Annotated in this window: 19 protein-coding genes; 4 read left to right on the top strand and 15 right to left on the bottom strand. The window is 45.8% G+C overall.

Features of this window, described 5'->3' with window-relative positions:
* Nucleotides 1-78: 78 nt before the first annotated feature.
* From AACT52_RS09275 to hpnI (AACT52_RS09230), 10 genes are all read right to left on the bottom strand, one after another.
* Entirely contained in the window at nt 79-1,077 is a 999-nt protein-coding gene (locus tag AACT52_RS09275) for a sialidase family protein (RefSeq protein ID WP_073630384.1), read from the bottom strand.
* Between the two features lie 183 nt (nt 1,078-1,260).
* On the bottom strand, nt 1,261-2,430 hold the full coding sequence (gene aepY, locus AACT52_RS09270; RefSeq protein WP_073630382.1) for a phosphonopyruvate decarboxylase: 1,170 nt from the start codon (nt 2,428-2,430) through the stop codon (nt 1,261-1,263).
* 24 nt (nt 2,431-2,454) lie between these two features.
* On the bottom strand, nt 2,455-4,110 hold the full coding sequence (gene aepX, locus AACT52_RS09265; protein WP_073630380.1) for a phosphoenolpyruvate mutase: 1,656 nt from the start codon (nt 4,108-4,110) through the stop codon (nt 2,455-2,457).
* A complete protein-coding gene (locus AACT52_RS09260) occupies nt 4,111-4,845 on the bottom strand; it encodes a phosphocholine cytidylyltransferase family protein (protein WP_233153892.1) in 735 nt (244 codons plus the stop codon).
* Between the two features lie 227 nt (nt 4,846-5,072).
* A complete protein-coding gene (locus AACT52_RS09255; RefSeq protein ID WP_083630220.1) occupies nt 5,073-5,726 on the bottom strand; it encodes a CDP-alcohol phosphatidyltransferase family protein in 654 nt (217 codons plus the stop codon).
* Between the two features lie 316 nt (nt 5,727-6,042).
* Nucleotides 6,043-6,804: a phytanoyl-CoA dioxygenase family protein gene (locus AACT52_RS09250; protein WP_073630376.1), complete on the bottom strand. Its 762-nt coding sequence runs from the start codon at nt 6,802-6,804 to the stop codon at nt 6,043-6,045.
* Between the two features lie 175 nt (nt 6,805-6,979).
* Nucleotides 6,980-7,585, bottom strand: a complete 606-nt coding sequence (locus tag AACT52_RS09245) for a CDP-alcohol phosphatidyltransferase family protein (protein ID WP_073630374.1) — start codon at nt 7,583-7,585, stop codon at nt 6,980-6,982.
* Nucleotides 7,586-7,593: 8 nt separating this feature from the next.
* A complete protein-coding gene (locus tag AACT52_RS09240; RefSeq protein ID WP_073630372.1) occupies nt 7,594-9,234 on the bottom strand; it encodes a B12-binding domain-containing radical SAM protein in 1,641 nt (546 codons plus the stop codon).
* Between the two features lie 29 nt (nt 9,235-9,263).
* Entirely contained in the window at nt 9,264-10,466 is a 1,203-nt protein-coding gene (gene hpnI / locus AACT52_RS09235; protein WP_073630432.1) for a bacteriohopanetetrol glucosamine biosynthesis glycosyltransferase HpnI, read from the bottom strand.
* A 143-nt stretch (nt 10,467-10,609) separates the two neighbouring features.
* Nucleotides 10,610-11,818: a bacteriohopanetetrol glucosamine biosynthesis glycosyltransferase HpnI gene (gene hpnI, locus AACT52_RS09230; RefSeq protein ID WP_073630370.1), complete on the bottom strand. Its 1,209-nt coding sequence runs from the start codon at nt 11,816-11,818 to the stop codon at nt 10,610-10,612.
* A gap of 367 nt (nt 11,819-12,185) precedes the next feature.
* On the opposite strand from hpnI (AACT52_RS09230), the gene AACT52_RS09225 reads away from it, so the two are divergent.
* Nucleotides 12,186-13,811, top strand: coding sequence for a cyclic peptide export ABC transporter (locus AACT52_RS09225; protein WP_073630430.1), 1,626 nt, complete (start codon nt 12,186-12,188; stop codon nt 13,809-13,811).
* 362 nt (nt 13,812-14,173) lie between these two features.
* Here the strand turns inward: AACT52_RS09225 and hpnK are convergent, their stop codons facing one another.
* The 5 genes from hpnK to AACT52_RS09200 all read right to left on the bottom strand — a co-directional run bounded on the left by hpnK (nt 14,174) and on the right by AACT52_RS09200 (nt 19,629).
* The gene (gene hpnK, locus AACT52_RS09220; protein ID WP_073630368.1) at nt 14,174-15,034 is read right to left on the bottom strand and encodes a hopanoid biosynthesis-associated protein HpnK; all 861 of its coding nucleotides are present in this window, start codon (nt 15,032-15,034) and stop codon (nt 14,174-14,176) included.
* Between the two features lie 5 nt (nt 15,035-15,039).
* Nucleotides 15,040-15,906, bottom strand: coding sequence for a ferritin-like domain-containing protein (locus AACT52_RS09215; RefSeq protein WP_073630366.1), 867 nt, complete (start codon nt 15,904-15,906; stop codon nt 15,040-15,042).
* A 302-nt stretch (nt 15,907-16,208) separates the two neighbouring features.
* On the bottom strand, nt 16,209-17,675 hold the full coding sequence (gene hpnJ, locus AACT52_RS09210) for a hopanoid biosynthesis associated radical SAM protein HpnJ (RefSeq protein WP_073630428.1): 1,467 nt from the start codon (nt 17,673-17,675) through the stop codon (nt 16,209-16,211).
* Nucleotides 17,676-18,147: 472 nt separating this feature from the next.
* Complete coding sequence (locus AACT52_RS09205) at nt 18,148-18,969, bottom strand: squalene/phytoene synthase family protein (protein ID WP_073630364.1); 822 nt, start codon at nt 18,967-18,969, stop codon at nt 18,148-18,150.
* 438 nt (nt 18,970-19,407) lie between these two features.
* A complete protein-coding gene (locus AACT52_RS09200) occupies nt 19,408-19,629 on the bottom strand; it encodes a hypothetical protein (RefSeq protein WP_143172759.1) in 222 nt (73 codons plus the stop codon).
* Nucleotides 19,630-20,067: 438 nt separating this feature from the next.
* Between AACT52_RS09200 and AACT52_RS09195 the strand changes: the two genes are divergently transcribed.
* From AACT52_RS09195 to AACT52_RS09185, 3 genes are all read left to right on the top strand, one after another.
* The gene (locus AACT52_RS09195; protein ID WP_073630360.1) at nt 20,068-20,355 is read left to right on the top strand and encodes a hypothetical protein; all 288 of its coding nucleotides are present in this window, start codon (nt 20,068-20,070) and stop codon (nt 20,353-20,355) included.
* A 298-nt stretch (nt 20,356-20,653) separates the two neighbouring features.
* Nucleotides 20,654-21,169 (top strand): hypothetical protein, encoded by a 516-nt coding sequence (locus tag AACT52_RS09190; protein ID WP_073630358.1) that lies wholly within the window; start codon nt 20,654-20,656, stop codon nt 21,167-21,169.
* Between the two features lie 388 nt (nt 21,170-21,557).
* Entirely contained in the window at nt 21,558-23,903 is a 2,346-nt protein-coding gene (locus AACT52_RS09185; RefSeq protein WP_073630356.1) for a two-partner secretion domain-containing protein, read from the top strand.
* Nucleotides 23,904-24,191: the final 288 nt, after the last annotated feature.

The following is a 24,191-nucleotide window of genomic DNA, read 5'->3' as shown; positions in this document are numbered from 1 at the left end:
ATAAGGGGACTTGTAAGAAAGTGGGGTGAAAGGACTGTGCATTAACCTTACACCCCCAAGCCTTACACCCCCTTCTGGTCACTTAAGATTCAGACACCAGATTGGAGATAAATGAGCTGCAATCTGCTTCCACGTCCTACCAGCATCGTCCGAGAAAAATATCTGACCGTCACTGGTTCCAAAAGCAGCCAGATTTCCTGAAGTGGAAAGAGTTCCCGTGTTAATATTGTCATCAAACCACTCCGGCAGCCCTTGCTCACACTTAGAAAAAGTTCCTGGCTTGTCGAGCGGGTGTCGGTAAAGAGCCGCTTTGCCACCATGCGGACCCATAGAAGCAGTCATCAAAATGGTTTCTCCACATACTGCTACGGCTCGTGCGTAGGCAGCATGTAGGTTTTCGCGTGAAAAGCTCCAAGAATTCCCTCTATCTCTACTCACAGCCAGCCCCTGGGCCGTAGCTGCTAGTACAAGACCCGGATGAGATGGAACTGTCCGTACCTCATGGACATCTGCATGAAAGTCGATGGTGGGTTGCCATGACTGTCCCTGATCATCGGAGCGTAAAATGCCTCCAACGTGGACATTCACGTAGAGTTCACCGGATTGACCAAGAGCCATCGAACGAACATCTGGAGGACCACCCCAAGGCGTATACCATTCGGAGCGTCCCTCAACCGTCTCAAAGCAATTGATGCGATTCGTGCTTCCGTCTGCAATACGGATAAGATGAGCTTGTGATGTTCCGACTAGAACCGCGCCATTGTAAGGTAGGATACAGTTCAGCCGCAAATCATCAATTGAAGCTATTTGGTGCCACTCGCCTTGTGCGTTGCGATGCCATACCGAGTTGCGGTCAACGATGACCCACAACCCATCGGGACTTGAGGCAAGAGCAGTGATAGAATAGCCTTCAAGTTCAATATGCTGCCTGGAATCGAGGAACAGCAAGCCATCAGATGTTCCTGCTATCACGCTTGGTTTCTGTATCCTTGGGGAGGTACTGGCTTTATCCGTATCTGCTTGCTTGTGCTCTATCGTCACAGGTTGCTCAACTATTTGCTGTAGAGTATCGTCCATCGTTTGAACCTCCAAACTTCATGGGTGCCGCCACTATGAGTAAGCATCTGTCTTTACCAAGTAGCTTTGTCTCTCAGCACCCGCTTCTTATCTAAATGTACTGAATTCGTTCAACCTATAACTCAGTCATAAGCATGAGGATACTGGCTGTGCCGCTTTTTCGTCTGCCGACAACCGTTCAAGTTAAAAATTAGAACCGATATGACTCATGAGGCGTTGCAAAACTGCTTCCGGGGATATGCTAGGTCGAGGTAGGTTTTTAAGCGTTCCCGAACGGATTTTCAGATGACCAAATTTGGGTCTATTATCGCTATCTGTTGCAAATAGCACATCTAAAAGCAAAAGGTCATCTCCTTCTAATGCGATGCCATAACCGCACGCCTCGGCAATCTTAGCAAACCGGACGCCTGACGAAACAGTGGCTTGAGCGCCTGTAGAATCGTGGCATTCATTGTCTAAAAGAATATGGAGCAAGTTAGAACCGCCATAAGTGCCGATGGTAGCAAAATTGCCCATACGCATAAGTGCAGCACCATCTCCATCAATGACTACTACCTTGAGATCTGGGCGTGCTAACGAAAGCCCCAGCCCTAGAGATGAAGCGCAGCCCATCGACCCGACCATGTAGAGATGATTGCTGCTGTCGCAATTGGCAAACAGTTCGCGTCCCGTGTATCCAGTAGTCGCAATTATTACCGTTTTTTCTGAATCAGTGAGTTCCACAATTCGAGCCAGTGCTTGATTTCGCGAGACACGTTGCTCTTTGTTGCCTATAAAAAAGCTTTTGGGAACGTTACCGTTATGACTTTCCCCTTGGTTCCGGGAGGGGATAGAAGCACGGATGAGCGCATGAGGAGCAACCGTTCCCTTTCGCATAATTAGGGCATAGGGACGGCGTTCTTGTTGCATATAGGCTACGGCGCGTTGCAGGACGGGTTCTATCTCTGCGGCTTCTTTGGGGAAGAATTCCCAGGGGACAGTCATCGTTTCTAATAATTTATCTGTGATCTGCCCCATAAGTTCATGCTGTGGTTCATCTTGGAATTGGCGATCGCCCCGCAAGGTACAAATGAGCAGCAGCGGAATCCGGAAGATATAAGCAAGAGAGGTGAGGGGGTTAACCGCATTACCCAACCCAGAGTTTTGCATCATCACCACAGCTTTTTTACCGCCAATTGCTGCTCCCGCCGCTGTCGCTAAAGCGTCTCCTTCATTAGCTGAGGAGATATAAGTGAGTTGAACGTCATTGATGACGTAGTTGATAAAAGGGGTGAGAAAGGAACATGGTACACCAGCGTACCACTCAAAGCCTAGATTGCGGCCAGCTTCTACAAATTCCTCAGCTTGGATCATCAGAATAAAAATTTTTACAAGACTTTATTTTTTCAACTGGAAAGCAAGATCGAGATCGTCTAAAGAGTTAATATCTAGCCAGTTACCGCGAATGTAAACAACCTTAATCGGTTTTCCTTGCTTGATTAAGTAATTACATAAATCTGGTATACCCAAACTCTTAAAATCTGGTTGTGTTTGTAACTCATCAAGTGCTTCATCCAGCCACTGTCTGCCTTCGCCGTGGAATCTGAGCATACCAATCCACCGTCCATAGGTTTGTCCCCATTCTGTTTGCGTTGCTTTGGAGATGTGCAAAAGGTTGACATCCTGTCCAAAGAGGGAAAGGTCGTCTGGTATTGAGCAATAGGCATAGTCAGGAGAACCGCTGATTGACTTGCTGTTCATTGCAGAATCAACTACAGCGATAATTTCTCCGGGACACTCTAATAAATCTCGCAAGATGTAACTTCTAAAAAGTAAATCGCCGTAAACCACCAGCATATCGTCGCTAAAGGTGGCTTGGGAACAGGCTAAGGATGCTAATTCTCCAGTGGTTTCATACTTTGAGTTACAGATGACTTGAGTGCCAGGAACATCGATAGTTTGTGCTTTGTAACCCGCAACAACGGTAATATCGTTGATGGCAAGTTTTTTGAATTTGTCTACCAAATGCCTCAGCAGGGGTTTACCTCCGAGAGGTAACATCACTTTCGGTTTATCTTCGGTCAACCCGGCAAATTCTTTTCCTCTGGTAGCAGCGAGAACGATCGCCTGGGTGTGGTGGCGTCCGTTGATAAAGTAGCGTTTTTCCGCCTCTTGCAGTTCATCTGCTCCCTGTAGCCGAAAAATTTCCTTCACAGGAGCAATATCGTCTTCAATGTTGATCAGGGTTTCGTTGGCTTGAACTTCGCGGGCGATCGCTTGCATACTGGCAACAGCAGCTCGAATCATATGGTTTGCCCAAATCACCAAACTAATTCCTGCTTTACGGAAGACATCGGTTGGAGTGCTGTAATATTTAGTTGGTACAAGGACTATGGGAGAGCGACCTGCCCACGATGCAGCAAACTCTAGTACTTGGTCGGGACGCGATGATTTACTGTGAATCAGGATTGCGTCGGCTCCTGCTGCGTGGTAAGCTTCGGCTCGCCGCAATGCCTCCGATAGATCCCAACCAGCAATCAAGGCTTCGATACGAGCGACGATGCTGAAATCTGGATCTTGTTGGCTGTCCTTGCCTGCTTTGATTTTGCCGCAGAATTCATCGATATCAGCTAGGGGTTGGCGGCTCCCGTTGATGAAACTATTGGTCTTTGGGAAAAGCTTATCTTCGATACAAACTCCCGCAATGCCTCGCTGTTCTAGCTTCCTCACCAAACGACGCATATTGTTAAAGTTGCCATAACCAGTATCCCCATCTAACAAGATGGGAATTTGGGTAACGTCAGACATGAACTCTAGCATTTCCACAATTTGCGTCCAACTGGCTTCGTTATTATCTCGTACGCCATATTGAGCCGAAAGGGCTAGTCCACTCGCCCAAATTCCTTTAAACCCAGCCTCTTCTACAATACGGGCGCTAATGCCATTGTGTGCCTCCATGATGAATTCGAGTTGCGGTGATTCCAGTAATCTTCGCAACTGCGTAGACTTGCTTGGTTTTGAGCCGATGGTTACAGGTTGAGATATTTGGTACATCTATTCTCCTAATTGAGGTATAATTTCGTTCTGGGCACGTTTAATATCCTCTGGAAAATCGATTTCGATCCAAGGTAAACCCGTGATGTCTTCGTACCCAAAGGCTTTTGGAGTTTCTAACAGTAGATCCCGAATTGCTTCCTCATACGGTTCTTCATGTCTCCCGGCGACGACATAATATTCTGTGCGAGTGGCAAGACGACGGGCGATCGCACTCTCAAAGCGAAAGAATCCTACAGACTCGCCTGCAAAATCATAAGTCAGACCAACAGGAACTTGTTTGCGAAACTCCACCAGATAATTGTCTTTAACACACAGCTTAACTGGTTCATCTCCCGGTTCAAAATCCCGAGCCAGTAAGAAGCAGTTAGGGATATTCGTCTTTACCAGTCGCTCAATAATGCGGCGATCGTACAAAACGTCTGCATCCATTAATAACACGTCATCGCCTGCAGTTAGGTATTCCCGTAAAGCCCAAAGACTGATGATACTTCCTTTGGTGTAGTCAGGATTGTAAACAGTCGTGACCCAATTTTCGGCTCTTAATGCTTTGATTTCATCCTGGATCATTGCAGCTTCGTAACCCACGACAATGACCACTTCGTCAATCTGGCAATGACGGAGATAGTTCAAATGCCGTTCTAATAGAGATTTGCCGTTAAATCTCAGCAAGCATTTGGGTTGACTGTGCCCGTCTTTACCCAAGCGTCGTCCAACGCCCGCGGCTAATATCATTGCCTTCATTGTTTTAGTTACCAACTGAGCTAAGACACGAAAAAACCTAGAAATTCTTGCGGATTTCCCTGAATTTTATATCAGCAATGTCTTGCTCAATACAATATTTATTAATTAATTCTTAATGGATTCATAATGTATTGACACTCCCAGGCGTAAGCCCACGATGGAGTGGATATGAAACCGCACCTGTAGCAGATAATTATTGACTTATGCATTGTTTAGTGTTATCGCGGCGGCAAAGACGATGGGTTGGGCATCCGCAAAAGCCGCCACCAGGTAAAAAGCGCAACTGCTGTCCCGACGATTGTAGTACCGACAAGCAAGGGGAGAAGCCAGCCAAGCCAAGCAACCGGACCGAAAAAGTAGAACACGTCGTCCGCATCGAATTCGCCAACGCCGGAAAATGCCTTTTTCCCGGAACCGTCACGCAGCTCAATTTCCTCAGCAAGAATCGATGTTGCTGCTATAGCCGTACCGGAGACTAGCCCCATCGCTATCGCCCACCAACCGAGTACACTACCGCGCAAACCGATGCCGATCGCAGCAAAAAACAGCGAGTTGATCGAGACATCGGACCAGTAATCGTAGGTGTGTCCCCAAGAACTCGTCTGATTGCTAATGCGGGCAAGTTCGCCGTCGGCGCGATCAAGAAAGGCAGAGAGAACCCAGATGACTCCACCCCATATCTCCCAAGAGCGATCGCCTACCGCTAAAGCAGCACATGCTAAAAGCCCAGTGATCACCCGCAGCGTGGTGAGATGGTTTGGTGTGACAGGTGTGCCGATGAGCGATCGTATCAAAGGGCGGGCGAGGCGATGTGTCCATGAGCCGCCAATTGGTGCGTCATCTTTTCTCTCAAGCTGCTGTTTGCTTTCCATGTCAATTCAGTTTCCTAGCAATTAGGAACATCATAGCCATAGGTGTATCGAAAATGACTGGTTTTACCACCAGCCCTGACTTGAAAAAGCACCCGAGCAGGGGGAGATGAGAAAATTTTTCATGCGTCTTGGTGTACGCAGTTGATCATGGCTAGTATTATATAGCGGTTCCGGGGTTGAGTGTAATACATTAAGAAATAAGAACCACAGATGGACAACGGACACTTGCCACAACGGGGGGAACCCCCGCAAGGCAGTGTCCTCCAGATGGACACAGATAAATTTGTGCTTCATTCAAACGACAAGCGCTATATCGCTAGACCTTGAACACATATTTTTTACCAACCTCTCGCTCAATATCCGGCGGGTAACTTTTGCGCTTATCGGCATAGTACTGCAGGCGATGATCTCCCTCTGAAGCACGATTGTAGGTAAGATAAAGCACTCGACGGGGATGCCCAGTCAAGTTTGGACCGGAACGATGAGGTGCGTAGGAGTCGAAGAACACGGCATCACCTGGTTTCGCGGGTACAGGAATGAATTCCATATCTTGAATGTTTTCTTCTGTAAGCGGTTTCCAAAGTTCTCCAATCAAACCGCGTTGATGATGACCAACAGCTAACTCCAGACAGCCATTTTCTACCGTGGACTCATCGATGCTAATCAGAACTGTAATAAACAGACTAGCATAATCATTCCATCCGGCTTGAGCATCTTGATGGGGTGTAAAGCCATTGCCACCAGGCATTTTGAAGTTAATCTTTTCTTTAAACAAAACAGCTGGCTCGCCAAAGAGTTCACAAACCCGTTGCAGCATTTCCTCCCCGTTAATCAAGGCATTAAAACCCTCATGGTAGGGACAGAAATTCTCAATGCGCGACAGCACCCGCTTTCCTGGTTCAAGCAAGCTGTCCTCAAAATACATCATGTATTTCCCTGGAACCTCTGGGAAAGACTGTACCTCGTCCACCCAAGTTTTGAGTTGGTCTATTTCTGCGCCTTGATACATGCCTTGGACAACGAGAAATCCTTGTTGCTTAAATGTTTCCAGTTCGTGCGCGCAAAAGAATTTCAACATACGTGGTGAGCTTGTTATTACTGCTTACTTTTCACTCTTATGTGGAAAACCTCCCTTCCATTCCTCTCTCCTACAAGGAGAGAGGCTTTGATTTTTCCCCCTTCCCTACTAGGCAAGAGGGCTAGGGGGTTAGGTTTTTCGTAGATTTTTCCACATGGCGTGAAAAGTCAGGTTATTACTGTTGTTTAGACGGGATCAGTGAGCGATATTGCCAAATGAACCATACTGCAAAGATTGGCGCACCAATTGTGGCTGCGAGGAGCATTGGCTCCAGTCCATGCAGTAGAGTGACTACCGGAAACAAATACAGCACGTCTTCGATATCAAATCCAGCGAAATTGGGTTGACGGGTTGAGTCTTTACCGAGTTGCTGTTCCATCTCGTTTCGCCAGTGGAAAATGCAAGCGACAGAAACGCCCGATACTATGCCCATAAGCAATGCCCACCAACCAAGCTTGCTGTCCATCAGACCATACCCAATACCCACAAACAAGAAAATGTGGATGATGGCATCACTGGCAAGGTCGTACTGGTGTCCCCATTTGCTGCTCTTTCCACTCAGCCGAGCAAGTTCACCGTCCGTGTGATCCAAAAAGTTCGATAACACGAACAGCCCAGCCCCGATGTTCACCCAGTCGGCGCTGCCTACCGCCAACGCTGTTGTCGCCACTAGCCCTGTCACAAGTCTGACTGTGGTGAGATGATTGGGATTTACCCAACTGTCTTTCAGAGGTCTAACTAGCCAGTAAGCAAGTTGAGCATCCCAAGGCTTTTTGGTCATAGGTATCGTCAAGTGTGAACGGTATTTAAATCCTTACGTATTTTTTGGGAATAGAAAGAAGCCGATTCTTCGTTTCTCGCACACTCCTGTGTGAACTGAATCAGATGGTGACCGACCAGTCCTACGTGGATGAGTTGCTCGATTTTACCAGCTTTCAATGCTGGTATTGCCATTTTCCAAAAAGTCTGGCGATAGTTACCAAAAATACCTACCCGCAGCAGGATATTGCCCATAATTGTTAAACCTTTTTTAATATTTGCCCAAGAAGTGCGGGCTGGGCTATTGGGAACCTCAATCCGGTTGGGGTAGGTATGCTCCATGTTGTAGGCATATCGCTGATATAGAAACTCCGGTTCATATGCTGTTGTAAAGCAGCGACGCCACATTTGCACGACTTGTTCGTAAGGCATCAAAAACTTAATATTTGACTCGCGATTTTCATCAAACACGAGTCGCCCTTCTTGTTCTAACCTGCGCCACAAGGGAGTTTTTGGTAATGCATGAAGCAGGTTAATTGTCAACATCGGAATTTGAGACAGACGAATAAATTCCAGAATTCGGTCTGGGGTTTCTGGTGTATCTGTATCAAATCCAATGATGATTCCTGAGACAACTTCCATGCCGTAGCTATTTAAAACTTTAATTGCTTCGAGAATCGGCATACTCAGGTTGTGAGTTTTGGAAATAGCTTGGAGAGCATTAGTTTCTGGCGTTTCAATGCCGCAGAAGACTGTACAAAAATAGGCTTCGCGCATCATTTCCAAAAGTTTGGGACTTTGAGCCAGATTCAGTGTCGCTTCACAAGCAAATTGAATGGGATAACCATTGCGCTTTTGCCAGTCAATCAGATGCGGAAGCAACTCCATGACAGCACGGCGATTACCCACAAAGTTATCATCGACAAAATACACAGCTCCCGGATTTCCATATTCCAACATCGCATCCAGTTCAGCTAGAAGTTGTTCTGGAGTTTTCATCCGGGGATTGTTGCCATAAAGTTCGGGAATATCACAAAACTCACAGTGATAGGGGCAACCACTGGAGAATTGAATATTGGCAAGGAAATAATGATTAAAATTCAGCAGGTGATAAGCCGGAATGGGAAACTCATTTAGGGGCAATCGTTCTTTGGTTTCAAAGCGAATTTGCTGTTGGGGACGTTCGCTGTGTAGATCCAAATACTCAATCATGTGGTCAGTGGCATCCCCCAATTCACCCAAATGTAAAATATCAAACTCTGGGTAATATTCTGGACAACCAGAGACTGAAGGACCACCCACAACTGTGATTTTGCCTTCTCGATGGGCAAGTTCATTAATTTGATTAATCTGCGATCGCTGGATATGCATCCCACTCACAATGACCACATCCGCCCATTGAAAATCAGCCCTTGTTGCCGAACGTACATTCTCATCAATAAAGCGGACTTCCCACTTTTGGGGTAAATAGGCTGCCACAACCAAAATCCCTTGGGGTGGCATAAAAGCCCGATTACCTCTTAATGGGTATGCGTGATGAAAGGTTCCAAACGAGCGGCTGTACTTGGGAAAGATACAGAGGATGCGTCGATGATGGCGCGGAACGTAGGGGGTTCTTCGAGTCGTGTTCTCAACAACAGGGTTCTCTAAAGGCATCACATAACCCTTCATCGCCAATTTCTCCTCACAAACCTGAACAGCTAACTTGATAAAACTTTTGCCAAATTATCTGTAATTTCCACTAGCTTACCGCCTTTTGTCAGTTTCAGTCGTCGCCCACGCCACTCGAATGTGTCGCCAACAAAGCTATAGCACCACAATACGAAGCTGATGAGATCGCGTAAAGGCACCAGCCACAAAAACTTTGTGGCGATCGGATCTTTAAGGCTCCTGACTCCAACAACCCATGCCATGATTAACCTCGTACTCCAGGTTAAACCAACGACCACCCAACCGAAAACCGACCCGAGTGTTGCTATCAAGAATAATAAACTTATTGCTGTGCCGTGGGTAAAGATTAGCCCTAGATAACCCCAAGGTCGAGAAACTCGGGTGCAGCAATTCCAGCGTGTCTGACGATCGATTAAATCAATAAAGCTTTCTGTTGCGATCGCATGGTCAATAACATACTCAGAAAGTACTACCTTGTTGCCTGCTTGGGCGCTTAGGTAGCCAAGTTGGAAATCGTCTGCCAGATAATCGGCAATTCCCCCAAATCCTCCTATTGCTTCTAGGGTACTTTTCCGAATGGCAATCGTTGGACCGAGGGCAAAGTTCATTCCCTCCAGCGACCTGGCGACTAAAACAGTAGCATGGTACTCAGTGGATATACTTAGGGCTTCCAAGATTGCCACCCACCCTCGAACCTGCGGACGGTACAAACAGGTGACAACACCCACGGCGGGATCGCGCATCGGCTGGATAACTCGCCTCAAATAATCTGGTCCGACGCGAACATCACTATCTGCAAGCAGCAGCAGCGAATACTTGGCTTCGGCTTGTGCGTTCACTAGATTACTCACTTTCAAATTACTGCCAATCGTGCGATCGCTTATGACGAGACGAATATCAATTTCTGGGAAGTCGTCGATGATTTTCTTGACAATTTGCACACTAGGGTCGTGTTCATCGCGGACACCGAAGATGATTTGGTATTCCGGGTAGTCTTGTTGGCAGAATGAGGCGAAGTTTTCGTAGGTATCGATGTCGAGACCGCAAATTGGCTTGAGGATAGTAATGGGTGGGTGGAAGTCGGGATCAATCTGTGTCTGATGGGAAAAGAACTCAATTGCCGCATAGCTCCCATAGCAGTAATACCACATTGCCGACAAACACAAAATCAGCAGCAGGAAGTAGAGCCCAGTCCCTGTCAAAGCAAAATAATCTGAGGCAATCTGAAGCATGAGTTGGTGCATAGGACATCCGTTGGCTCAGATTCCCGACAACTTTGGCGAAGTCGGGAATCTTGTAAATCTTGTTGTTCACAAATGATTTAAGATTGCTATAACAAAAACTTCACAACTTTGTCCCCAAAAACCAGCAACAGCTAACTTGATAGTACCTTTGCAAAATCATGTGTTATTTCCACTAGCTTACCGCCTTTTGTTAGCCTCAGTCGTCGTCCCCGCCACTCAATTGTGCTGCCAAAGGCGCCGCAGCACCAGATGACAAAGTTGATTAGGTCACACACAGGGATGAGCCAGAAAAATTTTTGGACACATGAGTCTTGAAGATGTTCAACGCCAACAACCCAGCCCATTACCAATCGCATCACCCAGGTCATGACGAGTGTTACCCACCCTATTATTGAACTATCCGAGGCAATCAGCAGTAGCAAGCTCGTGACGGTGCCATAAGTAAAAATCAGTCCCAAATAACCCCCAGGACGGGAAACTCGTATGCAACGCGCCCAACGGATTTGGCGCGCTATAGCATCTGTTAAGGTGCCCGATGCCAGCACGTGTTCAACAACGTAGTCGGAAAGCATAACCTTATAGCCTGCTTGGGCGCTTAGGTAGCCGAGTTGGAAGTCGTCTGCTAGATAATCAGCGATCGCCCCAAATCCACCGATCACATCCAGGACTTGTTTGCGAATGACAATGGTGGAACCAAAGGCGAACTTAATGCCGTCTATTTGTTTGCTGACTAAAACACCTGCATGGAAGTCGCTAGCAATCCTTACAGCCTCCAAGGTTGATACCCATCCAGAGGCTATGGAACGATACACACACGTGACAACACCAACACTTGGGTCTTGCAGTGGCTGGATGACTCGTTGCAGATAGTCAGTCCCAACTCGGATATCGCTATCGGCAATGACCAAGATTTCATATTTTGCTTTGGTGATGCCATTAGCCAAATTGCTGACTTTGGCATTTGTACCGATGGTGCGATCCGAAACCACTAACTGAATATCCAGTTCTGGAAAGTCGTGGATAATTTGCTTTACCACTGCAATACCAGAGTCCAACGGGTCGCGGACGCTAAAGATAATTTGGTAGTTTGGGTACTTTTGTTGGCAAAAGGAAGCCCAGTTCTCGTATGCTTCGCCATCTAGCCCACAAATTGGTTTCAGGACTGTAACGGATGGGTGGAAATTTGGATTTACAGGATAGGGATAGGGATACCGAAAAAAGGCGATCGCCGCATAAATTCCATAGCAGTAAAACAAGACAGCTGATATACAAAGGATGAATAGTAAAAAATTAATGATAGTCAGACTAAAAGAAGTTGTTGAAAAAGTATAAATATGCATTGACTGTCTGGGGCGCAAGCAGTAGGCGCGTTTTATAAATTACGTGCACATCAATTAGTTTATGACCTGTGAATGTAGAACATATGACTTTAATATGAAAAAAGTACGACTTTGGGATGATACTATAAAAATTTTTCTGGGTAGAGTTAATATTCTTTTATAGGAGCGCGAACTCAATTGGTTGGCAGTCTACCGTTTCATCGAATCCGGAAAAATCTGCCAGCCTCATTACCAGTTAACTGGTAAGAAGTCCACGACCTTGACGGAAAAATCGCCCCGAAAGTACTGGGATACAAAAATCACAATCTTTCATAGGGCGATTTTTCCTCTGGCTCGGCAGATTTTTGTAGGTTTTTACCCAACCGTCATGAATTTGATTTACTTTCTCCTAAGTTCTTCTTGGCGGATGGTAGCGATCGCGATCGCCACCGGATTCCTGAGTGGTGGCAGTAGCGCTGGTCTGATTGCCCTAATTAGCAGTGCTGCAAGTCGCAGTGCCAGCGAGCGCGTCATATCAATAGTTTGGGGTTTTGCGGGTCTTGCTCTAGTTGCACTAATTACTAGTATCATTTCGCAAGTGATGCTGATTCGCCTCTCTCAGAATGCAGTCTTGCAATTACGCATGCGCTTAAGTCGGCAAATTCTTTCCACAGAGTTAAGTCATCTAGAAGAGCTAGGGAACCCCCGACTATTGGCAACCCTCACAGAGGATGTTCAGGCAGTTGCTAATGCTGTTTATCAAATACCTTTCCTGTGTATTAATTCGGCGATCGTCTTGGGTTGCCTGACGTACATAACCTGGCTATCCTGGTTAGTCCTTGTGATGGTTTGTGGTCTTTCAGTGGTGGCGATCGCCAGTTGTCAGTGGCTGTTAAACAGAGGAGATAAAATGCTCGCTCTAGCTCGTGAAGATGAAGACCAGCTGTTTAAGGATTTTCGCACCATCACCGAAGGAGTCAAAGAACTCAAGCTGCACTACAGACGGCGTCAAGTCTTTCTAGAAAAACAACTGCAATCAACTGCGACCAAGTTCCGTCGTCACAACGTTGACGGGTTGACGCTTTTCGCGACAACTTCTAGTTGGGGTCAACTCGTGTTCTTTTTTGCACTCGGTTTTGTACTGTTCGCGCTGCCTAATTTGCTTGCCATCAACGCCCAAACTCTCTCTGGCTATATCTTGACTTTCACCTACTTGATGTTGCCGATGGACAATATCATTAGCAAACTTCCCTTGTTAAGCCAAGCTAGCATTGCTTTGCAAAAGATCGAGTCGCTGGGTTTATCTCTAGGAAGTCGAACTGAAGTCTCAACGGTTCCACCTGCCATAAACACGACTTGGCAGCGCTTACAACTTGTAGGTGTTACCCACACTTACCATACAGAGCTACAAGATAGTAACTTTATCTTTGGTCCAGTCGATCTGACCTTTTATCCGCAACAACTGGTGTTTATTGTTGGGGGAAATGGTAGCGGTAAATCCACTTTAGCCAAACTCATTACTGGTTTGTATATCCCTGAAGCCGGAGAAATTTGGTTGGATCAGGAGTTGATTACCGAAGAAAACCGAGAGTGGTATCGTCAGCATTTTTCCGTCGTATTTTCTGACTTTTATTTGTTTAATGAGCTTTTGGGGTTAGATAATCTTGACCTAGATACTCAGGCTCAAAAGTATTTGAAGCTACTTCAACTAGAGCATAAAGTCAAAATTGAAAATGGCAAACTTTCCACGACAAATCTTTCGCAAGGACAGCGCAAACGACTAGCTTTGCTCACTGCATACCTAGAAGACCGACCAATTTATTTGTTTGATGAGTGGGCGGCTGACCAAGACCCAGTATTTAAAGAAATCTTCTATACTCAACTTTTACCAGAACTGAGAGATAGGGGCAAAACAGTGCTAGTCATCAGTCACGATGACCGCTATTTTCATGTAGCAGACCGGGTGATAAAACTCGATTACGGTAAAGTGGAGTATGACAAGCAGTTGACGTGAACAACAAGATTCCCGACTTCGCAGAAGTTGTCGGGAATCTGAGGCAATAGATTTATGCCCTCTCGTCCCTCATGGTGCGGCACGGCTTCGCCCTAAGCGCATTAGTGTCAACTGAAGGTGAAACTCAGTATAAGCGACAATCCTTTGAGAGATTGCCTTGTTCCCAGCCTCAGGCTGGGAATACCTACTGGGAGGCTCTGCCTGCCTTACTTGCGTTACTAGCCGCTTCAAGGGCATTTCCAGGTCGAACCTGGAAACGAGATTTAACGAGATTTTAGAAGGGTTTTGGCTTAAGTTGACACGTATGCCCTAAGCGTTGCCCCTCCTTCGGAGGACTTACAAAGCAGGCACTTTCACACAAATCAAATAGGATTGTTATAGTTTATTAGCTTAAAGCCATTTGCACTCAGGATATCGCGCACCTCGCGACTTAACCAGGCGGCGAGTTCAGCTTCACCCGCCCCTGGTGGACCATTCAGCGGTTCGTCAGCTATAGCCACTGTTGGATGAGAATAAATCTCCACTAAATCTGCTTGAATCTGGGGGATCAAACCAAGCAAGTATTCCTCAGTCATACAGCCAGTTTGCAGCAACCCGTAAACTCGGTCAGCAAAGCGGATGCCCTTTGATTTCAGTAAGCCTTCACCGTAGCGGCGCAATCTACCAAATACACCTGCCCAAACCAGCTTAGTCAGTAGGTTCCGACGGTCAAGCCCTAAGGTAATCCCCAGTTCCTCATAAGGAAGACGGATGAACCGAATGCCGAACTCATCCGCCAAGTCAACTAGGATACGCAGTACTACCGGATGGACGTGCATATGCAAATGCCCGTCTACATGGGAAAGTCGCAGCCCAGAGGAGCGGAATTTTTCTAGTTGGGCGCGGATTTCCAGCCGCAATTCCTCGCGGGTTGCTCGCTTGAACTGGTAGCGCAAACCACTTATCGGCGGACTGTATGGAAAGTTACCTGTTGAGTCAACCAAGTGAGGAATCTGCGAGGGTGGCAGCACAGCCTGACCGCACACTAGAACCAAGTGCAGACCAACTGCTAGGTTGGGGTGAACGCGTGCCAGTTCAACAGCTTCATCAAAGGCAGCACCCGTCACCATCAGGCTGGTACTGGTCAGGACTCCTTCTTGGTGCGCTTTGATAATCGCTTGATTCACGCCACTAGAGAATCCGAAGTCATCACCATTGATAATGGCGAATCTCTGAGCCTGCATAGCTTTTAGTTTAATGGTTCGGAAAACTGGGCAGTTGGGTTGGATTGACGCCGGGGTCTTAGTCTAAGAATGCGGAGGGCAATTTTGGCAAGTTTAGGCAGCAGTCGTGGCTGGAGTAACTGTTGGTCAAAGACGCTCATCCGTCTTGTGTTTTCTTCCAAGCAAGTAGACAAAAACAGTTCGGGGGTCAAATTATCCATAAAGTTACTAGCGGCGGTAGCAGTAAAACCTTCCTGTTTCTCCTCTTCTGAGCCACTAAAGGCTTTGATTTTATCTTGAAACGCACTGCAGTAATGCCACAGAGCATCAACCCCTCGCAACCAATTCGCCCTACGTCCTTCCTGAATTTGTTGGTAAGTGACCCAATTCACAAAGAACATAATATGCCGCGCTTCTTCGTTAAGAATTTGCTCGAAGATGTCGAATATTGCTTCAGGCATATACTTAGCTTGGCGGGCAATTTTAAACAGTCCAAAGGCTAAGAAAGAATCGAGGCATTCCCCAAAGCCAAAGTCAAGGAAGGCAGTTTTGATATTGCTAGGAAGTACAGGAGAAGGAGGTTGGGAAATCTTTATGTCGTAATGGTTGATGACAAACTCAATGAGTCGGGAGTGGCGGGTTTCCTCCATTGCTTGCAGAGCGATCGCCTCTTGCAACAGGGGATCGCTGACTGTCTGGGCAAAGGCGCTCACCATAGCCCCAGCATTTCGCTCTGTGCTGAGGGCTTCTTTCCAAAAGGGAACGCTGCGTATGCGTTCTAGGGCTACGCTATCAAGAGAAGGCCAATTAAGTTGCTCTGGCTCGAACTCTATGTGGCTTTCGATAAAGCTGCGGCAGAAGAGTTCCTTATGGTTTTCGCTGCCAATTTTCATTTTGCAATAATTTTTAGTTATTGTTGGTTGTTGGTTGTAGAGACGCGCTGAATGAAAGCGTCTGTACATTTGGAGCGTTGTAGAGACGCGCCATGGCGCGTCTGTACATTTGGAGCGTTGTTGGTTATTGATTGGTAGCTGCAGGTTGATAGTTGTTGGTTGTTCTTTACCACTAACTACTATCCACTACTCACTACCTAGTGGTCTGTTTCATTAATTTTGAGGGATTCGTAGTGAGCGCAAAGAGCGCTCTTGGAGTTTAGGACTAAAGTCCTTAGTACGAACTTATATAACTATCATAATTAATGCGATGAACCACTAGTCACAACTGATTGTGTTTTAGCAGCCGCCTGGGTATGGCGCTCTTTCAGGTAAGAGAAAAATTCGCGTCCCTCACGCAGGCGACGCACTAGCATCTGAGGATTAGTCAGCATTTCACCCACAATCGGGATGATGGCTTGGGGTCGGAAATAGAAGCGACGGTACATCTGCTCGACAGCATCCTCAATTTCGGAACTGGAGAGATTCGGATATTGTAGTGTAGACATTTGAATGCCAGATGAGGCAACCAGGGAATTGTCGCTAAACCAACCGTTAGTCTGAGCTTGTTGATAAAGTTCGGTTCCTGGATAAGGAGCGGCGATGGAAACTTGGATAGTATGAGGATTCACCTCGCAAGCAAAGCGAACCGTCTCCTCAATTGTCTCACGGGTTTCGTTTGGCAAGCCGATGATGAATGTGCCGTGTACGGTGATCCCGAGTTTGTGGCAGTTGTCCATAAACTTCCGCGCCACTTCTAACTTAATGCCTTTTTTGATCCCGTCCAGAACTTGCTGATTGCCGGATTCAAATCCCACCAGCAACAGGCGCAAGCCGTTGTCACGCAGTTGCTTCAGTGTGTCGTAGTCTAAGTTGGCGCGGGCGTTGCAGCTCCAAGTGAGCTTCAATCGTTTCATGTGTTCGCTGATGGCGATCGCCCGCTGCTTATCAATGGTGAAGGTGTCATCATCGAACATATATTCCTGCACCTTGTCACCAAAAATGGCTTTCGCTTCTTCCATTTCTCGCCCAACTGCTTCGGGGCTTTTGGTGCGGTACTGGTGACCGCCTATTGTCTGAGGCCACAGACAGAACGTGCATTTGGCAGGACAGCCACGTCCTGTATAAAATGAAACGTAAGGATGTAAGAGATAACCGATAAAATATTTTGTAATGTCCAAGTCACGGGCATAAATTGGCAGAACGCTGGGCATTGCATCCCAATCGTGGATGAAGTCGCGCTCGGCATTGTGATGCAATTTACCGTTTTTATCTCGGTAGCTCAGCCCCTTAATCTGATCCCAAGGTTTGCCTTGCGCCAGTTCCTGACAGGTGTAATCGAACTCGTTGCGACAGACAAAGTCTATAACCAGGTTTTCGCGTAGTGTTTGGTCTGGTAGGACTGCCACATGCGCCCCAACAAACCCAATCTCCACATCAGGGTTTTGTTCCTTAATTGCCAAAGCACACTTGACATCATTAACCAGCGAGGGTGTGCTGGTGTGCATGATCACCAGTTCATAATCTTTGGCGATTTTCAGCACATCTTCCACAGTCTGACTGTGTGGAGGAGCATCTACAAGCTTGCTTCCTGGGACTAGGGCAGCGGGCTGTGCTAGCCATGTAGGATACCAGAAGGAGGTAATTTCCCGCTTGGCTTGGTATCGGGAACCTGCACCACCGTCAAACCCATCAAAGGAAGGAGGACTGAGAAAAAGGGTTTTTTTCACTAACATTTCTCCTTTTGTTAAGTAAGGCAATACACTGCCTCGCAAGTTATATTGGCTGTGGCAATCTGAATCATCACAAAAGTTGAATACTCAAGAGATGGCGTTCCTGATCGACAATTCAACTGCTTAATCAGTGCAAAACATTACTGTGGCTGAGTATATCTTTAAATACCATCAAGAGGTTTAATAAGAAAAAAATAATTTTGCAAAACCAGTCGTTTTAGTCCTATTAAGATCTATTATTCGGCTACCGTAGACCCTGCATCAACTTCCCATCAGAATAGAGAGCGAAATGCTGCGTTGTTGCTAAGATTCTACTTTAGAAGTGTGTGAGTAAGTGCGAGGAGCAATGTTGAGCAAAACCTCGGGACGTTTAGTCAGACCTAAAGAAATAGAGTTTCTAGTTGGTTGAGGTATGGGTGTAAGTGGACGCCCGTGGGTCCCATAAAGGAAATGCTTGACGGCGGGTATTTTACTTGCTTGTGTTAGTCAACTGGTCAAGCAGTGCAAGGACATCACTGCGGCTGAGTTTACTTTTGCCATTAGCCATAGCATCAAGAGTGCCATAAGCCAAAGTCAAGGGAATTTGACAAAAGTCCAAAGCAGGACCAGCAGGAAGGGCACTGGTGTAGGCATCTGCTAGCGCCAAATTGCGACGAGCATAATGATGTAGGTCTTTCGCACTCCAACCCTCGGGGAAGAAGTCCACCCCACGCACCAAGTCTTCACTGTGGTTGCGGATGATATTCACCGCTTGTAAACCGCGACCAAAGCCAATGGCATGCAGACGGTTCGTTTGCGTCCCATCGTACCAAGCCCATAAATCTGAGAGCATTAAGCCAACAGCACCAGCTACTCCAAATGTGTAACGGTCTAAGTCAGACTCTGTACGGATTTTCCAACTCGTTTCTGCCCAGTAAGCCATTCGGTCTGCCATTGCTGCAGTCGCATCCCAAATCCGAGGTGCAATTGTTGCAGGCGCAAGTATTGCCCATTCTCGAATCCGCAGGGAAACCTCTGGTAGTAGATGTTCATGTGATTTTAAGCCCTTGTAGAAAGCATCAATGGCAAAGCCATCACCTCCTGCTTGTAATGTCAAGCTAATTGTATGTAACAGCTTTGCCTTGGTGAAGTTATCTAGGTCTGGATGGTCTTCAATTTCGTCAATAGCTCGTAAGCACAGGTATGCTGACGCTACCGCCTCTTGCAAGCCAAGTGGTAACTGAATAATTGGGATGTAAAAAGTTCGACTCGTTTCCTTAAGTATGTTTAATGCATCTCCATACAAGTCCATAAGACTGCAACTCCATTGGCTATGATTAACTTTGCTTAATATTGTTCGTGAAAAAGTAACCACTTAAATCAAAAAGTTGGGATTTGTGAATTTGGGATGCTTGTCTACCCGACTGCAATTGCATTAATCCACAGTTGGCTGCAAAGCTCAACCCAATCCAACATCTACCAACTTGTGAGTGACAAGGCAGATTCCGATTATCTATTTTCTCTAACAAAAGATTAAAACTATTCGCCAAGAACGACATCGGTTCCCACCTGCTGGACTTGTTAGTTATGGATCTTATGTGCTTCTTGGCTCTCACTCCTGATTCTATTGATTACCGTGCTAATTAATACCAAAAATGTACGGTTAATCCTTTGCAAGCTACTCTCCTCTGTGTGCGATATCGCAAAACGCTATAGACCTGCATTAGTATGAAATGACGACAGTAATAAGTCAAAGTTCCCAGTAAACGCTTAGTTGTGACTTAACCACCAGAAGTGTTGAGTCTGTTGAGCAGCGCGATCGCAGCGATCGCGCTTTCTCGGTGCGATTGGCTTTGCCACTGCCCCTTGGGCGATCGCAAAGTAGGGGACTGCCTAAGAGGCGATCGCGAAGCGGCTCCTCCGGAGCATCGCTTTTGTGGGTGTTGTCGTTACCGTATCCAAAGCAAGGCATAACCAGATAGAAGGTAAAGTACTTTCAAAGATATACCAGTCCTGTACCTCCTAAGTCATCATTTACAGGCTACGGCGTTTCAAGGAATGAGGAATTTTATGGTAGCAGGCGAGGCGATCGCTCCACAAGGAAAGATAAGCATGTTACTGGGGTAGATATTTTTCCTGCCCTTGCCTGAGAAATGAGCATCTTCTGTTTAATGACGACTAGTGTTGAGGCGTGAAGGGAAAAGGTCGTTTCAAGTTTTTCTCTCAAAAGTGCATAAGTTAATTTCACTCGCCCTTATTAAGGAGTAGAAGGAAGGCGGTGAAGCTAAAGCGCAAACGCATTTAGTCTTAACTACTTTCCTAGCAATTATCAGTTAACGCATAGCATCACGCACCTTTTTTGGTGCAATATTCAGTTCATAAATCTACCAGGTTGCAAGGAGAAAAAGTCATGGATTCTGAAAATAACTTAGATCTGTTAAAAAAAGAGATTCAACAGGAACTATTGAATGCAGTAAATAACTCTAAATTAGTCAATTTATTCCAGAAATACGGTTTAACAGAAGACGGTCTCGTAAAATTTCAGTGCATACTTGATATAACTAAAATTCAATTGAGTGATGCTGTTGTGGCTCAGCAACTTAAAGAAAGTTTACCAGCAATTCGAGAGAAGGAACTCATTATACCAGCATGTAATTGCTGGTGCGAAAATCCACCAGGATTTTGTTGTCAGTGTTGAGTAAACTGTAACAGTATTGTTAACTTAATAGCTATAGTCTCAACTTATTGAGAATAAAAGTGATGACACTACCTTAAGAAGCCCTTTCTCCTACTAGCAATTAATTTTATCTCATTCTCAATAAGCTAGCTTTCCAGCAGTTAAGTTGACAATATCGCTACTCATTAAGCTTTGCTAAGGAGTGGAACGCAGATTACCGACCTCAATGTAGTCTACTCTATTAAAGAGCATTTCTACTTAGCCTGCAATATCTATTGCAGGCTAATCTATCTGATACACAGATTTAAGGTAAGCAAAAATGTCTCAAAGCCGAAGCGGTCAGTACTGGAAATTAGGGCTAGCGAGTGCTTTCACAATTGGTGCAGTACTTGCCTTGTATGGGGATTATGCCTTGGCTCAAATCAGAAGCGATGGCACCCCAGTAGCTGAAAGTTCAGCAGTTAAATCTAATCCGAACAATGACCGCCCTAGTAACGAGGTTAATGGTAGAGCAAATTGCACAGCGAACCTGTTCCGCAGGGTTGAACATTTTTCTACTTCCACCGATGTAACAGATCACAGGAACAACACAGCTGATATTAACAACATCAACGAGGTGACGGCTAAGTCTATCTCTGATATAGGTAGCACATTTCGAGTCAACGGCACCACCAATCTGTTTTTGCTCAATTCCATTAGAAAACCGCCATCTAGTGATGCTATTGAAAACCAGCAACTTAAGGATCATTTACGACAAGCAATTCAATACCACAAACCGATCAAAGTCGCTTGCTGTATGTGTGGTCCGAGCTGTTGTCCGCCGGGCTATTGTTAGTCGCTAGTAACCCGTAACGGTATTGTCAAGCTAATGACTATCGTCTCCAGTGATTGAGAATACAATGAATAACACTACCTCATAAAGCACGTTTTCCTAGCAATTTCATTTAATTTCGTCGTTATCCTCAAGAAATTTGCTTTTCAGTAGTTAAGTTGGCAATACTGCTCCTAATTAAACTTATGGCTGTTGTCATGAAACAGCTGAGAGTTCAGATGTTACACGTAAGCTGATGAATAACCACTCTATTGGCAAGTAGGCTGGGTTGAGGAACAAAACCCAGCCTACCAATATTTCGGTAATCCAATACCAATAGGGAAGTAATATAGTTGCAGCTTTAGCGTTGTTCAGCAACAGTTACTTCGCATGGAGGGGTGCAATATCCGAGATGAGTACTCTTTGTAACTACTTTAGAGGGCTAGGAGTTGCAATAGGTGGTGCAATAGCTTTCTCTGCTAACTGTGCCATTGCCCAAATTACCCCGGATGCCACTCTACCAAGCAATTCTCGCGTTACAACACAGGATAATATCAGAATTATAGAAGGTGGAACCAGAGCAGGAAGCAATCTTTTCCAGAGTTTTGAGCAGTTTTCCGTCCCTGCTGGGACTACAGCTTACTTTAACAATGCACTTGATATCCAAAACATTATTAGCCGGGTAACAGGTAAATCTATTTCTAACATTGATGGCATCCTTCGAGCTAACGGCACAGCCAACCTGTTTCTGATTAATCCCAACGGGATTATTTTTGGTCCGAATGCCTCGTTGAACATCGGCGGTTCGTTTGTAGCAACTACTGCCAGTAGTCTTAACTTTGCCGATGGTACCAAATTTAGTGCCACAGATCCCCAAACCACACCCCTGCTAACAGTCAGTGTTCCTATTGGCTTACAATTTGGAGCAACTGCGGCACCTATTGGCAATCAATCACAAGCAAGTCCAAATGGTGCAACTAATATCTTACTTAGACCTGTTGGTCTACAAGTGCAGCCAGGCAAAACCTTGGCACTTGTAGGTGGTGATGTAACTCTAGAGGGCGGAAATTTAACGGCACCAGGGGGAAGAATTGAGCTAGGAAGTGTCGATGGCAATAGTTTGGTAAATCTGAAGCCAACAAACCAAGGTTGGGTTTTGGGATATGAAGGTGTCCAGAATTTCCAGAACATTCAACTCATCCAGCGAACAGTCGATGGTTCTGAAATCCTATCTATTATAGATGCTAGTGGCAACGATGGCAGTGGTAACATCCAGGTGCAAGGCAAGTCTGTGGAACTAATTGGTAATGTGCGATTGATAAATTTAACTAATGGTGTCACAGATGGCGGAGATTTAAAGATTACCAGTAGCAAATTAATTGTTCGGGATGGTGCACAAATATTAACTTCTACTTTTGGCGAAGGTAAGGGGGGAAATTTGACCGTAAACGCCTCCGAGTCTGTGGATGTGATTGGTAATGCTACCATCTCAAATAGAACTTATCCTAGTACAGTTAGTAGTACAACTTTGGCTTCTGGAAAGGCGGGTGACATAGTTCTCAACACTGTAAGGTTGCGTATTCAAGGTGGAGCACAGGTATCAGCAGCATCTGGTGGAAGACAACAGAACTCAAAATTTATACCAGCTACAGGACCTGCAGGGAATTTAACCATTAATGCCTCTGAGTCCGTAGAGATTATTGGAACTTCAGCAGATGGTTCTGCGGTCAGTAACTTAGCTACTTTGACTCTAGGTTCCGGAGATGCTGGAGAAGTGACAATTGCCACAGGGCAATTGATCGTTCGGGGCGGGGCTGCAATAAATATAACCAATCAAGCTCAAAAGAATGTAATCTACCTAGGGGATGCACGCAATCTAGGGAAGGCAGGCGAACTTAATGTCATTGCTCGCTCCATACTTTTGGACAACCAAGGAAAACTCACATCTGAAACTGACACTGGTCAAGGCGGAAATATTAACCTACAATTGCGAGACTTATTACTGCTGCGCCGCAATAGTCAAATATCCACAAATGCAGGCAAGACTCAGGCTATTGGTGATGGCGGTAATATCACCATCAACGCTCCTAATGGCTTCATAGTCGCCAAACCACAAGAAAACAGCGACATCACCGCCAATGCTTTCACAGGTTTTGGTGGCAAAGTCCAAATCAATGCTACTGGTATTTTTGGCATAGCACCACGTAGTCGAGAAGGCTTGGTAAGACAATTGGGAACAAACGACCCTACCAAACTAGACCCACAAAACCTATTTACAAGCGACATCACGGCAATTTCTCAGACCAACCCGACTTTAAACGGGGTGGTAAATATCAATACACCTGAAGTTGATATCAACCGTGGATTAATCAACTTGCCAGTGGAAGTTGAGGAACCGAGACTGGCACAAGGCTGTGATGTAGCTCCACAAAATCAAAGCGAATTCATTATCACCGGACGCGGCGGCATACCATCCAACCCTAGGGAAATTCTTAGAAGCAACAATGTGCACGTAGATTGGGTGTCCTTGGATGGGGATGCAAATTATTCTTCTGGTGCTTCAAGCAGGGAGACGCAAGAGCGCAGAAGTGAACGTAATACACAAAATAACAAAAATGTCAATAATCCACCCAATGAGATTGTGGAAGCACAGGGTTGGGTGGTGGATAAAAATGGTGATGTGATTTTAGTGGCTCAAGCTCCCACTATGACACCTCATGGTCCTTGGTTCAATTCTGCATCTTGCAATGGTCGTTAGGAACACAAATTTATTGATGTCCAATTTTTGGGTAGGGGCACAAGGTTTTGCCCATTGGTGTCAACTTAAGCCCAAAGTGATTATTGACAAGCATTAGACGATTTTTCGATGTACCATCTAGATTTTCGATCCCCCCTTAATCCCTCCTTAAAAAGGGGGAAATAAAATCAAGCCTTAATCTCCCCTTATACCAATTCAAAATTCAAAATTCAAAATTCAAAAATAAAATCAAAGCCCCCTTTTTAAGGGGGTTGGGGGATCTAAAACGAGGGTAAATTGAGTGTTTGA

The sequence above is a fragment of the Scytonema sp. HK-05 genome, assembly GCF_963872035.1.
In the GTDB taxonomy this organism is placed as follows: domain Bacteria; phylum Cyanobacteriota; class Cyanobacteriia; order Cyanobacteriales; family Nostocaceae; genus Kalymmatonema.
Note: the sequence above shows the minus strand (reverse complement) of the source record. Positions and strands in the feature narration are given on the sequence as shown.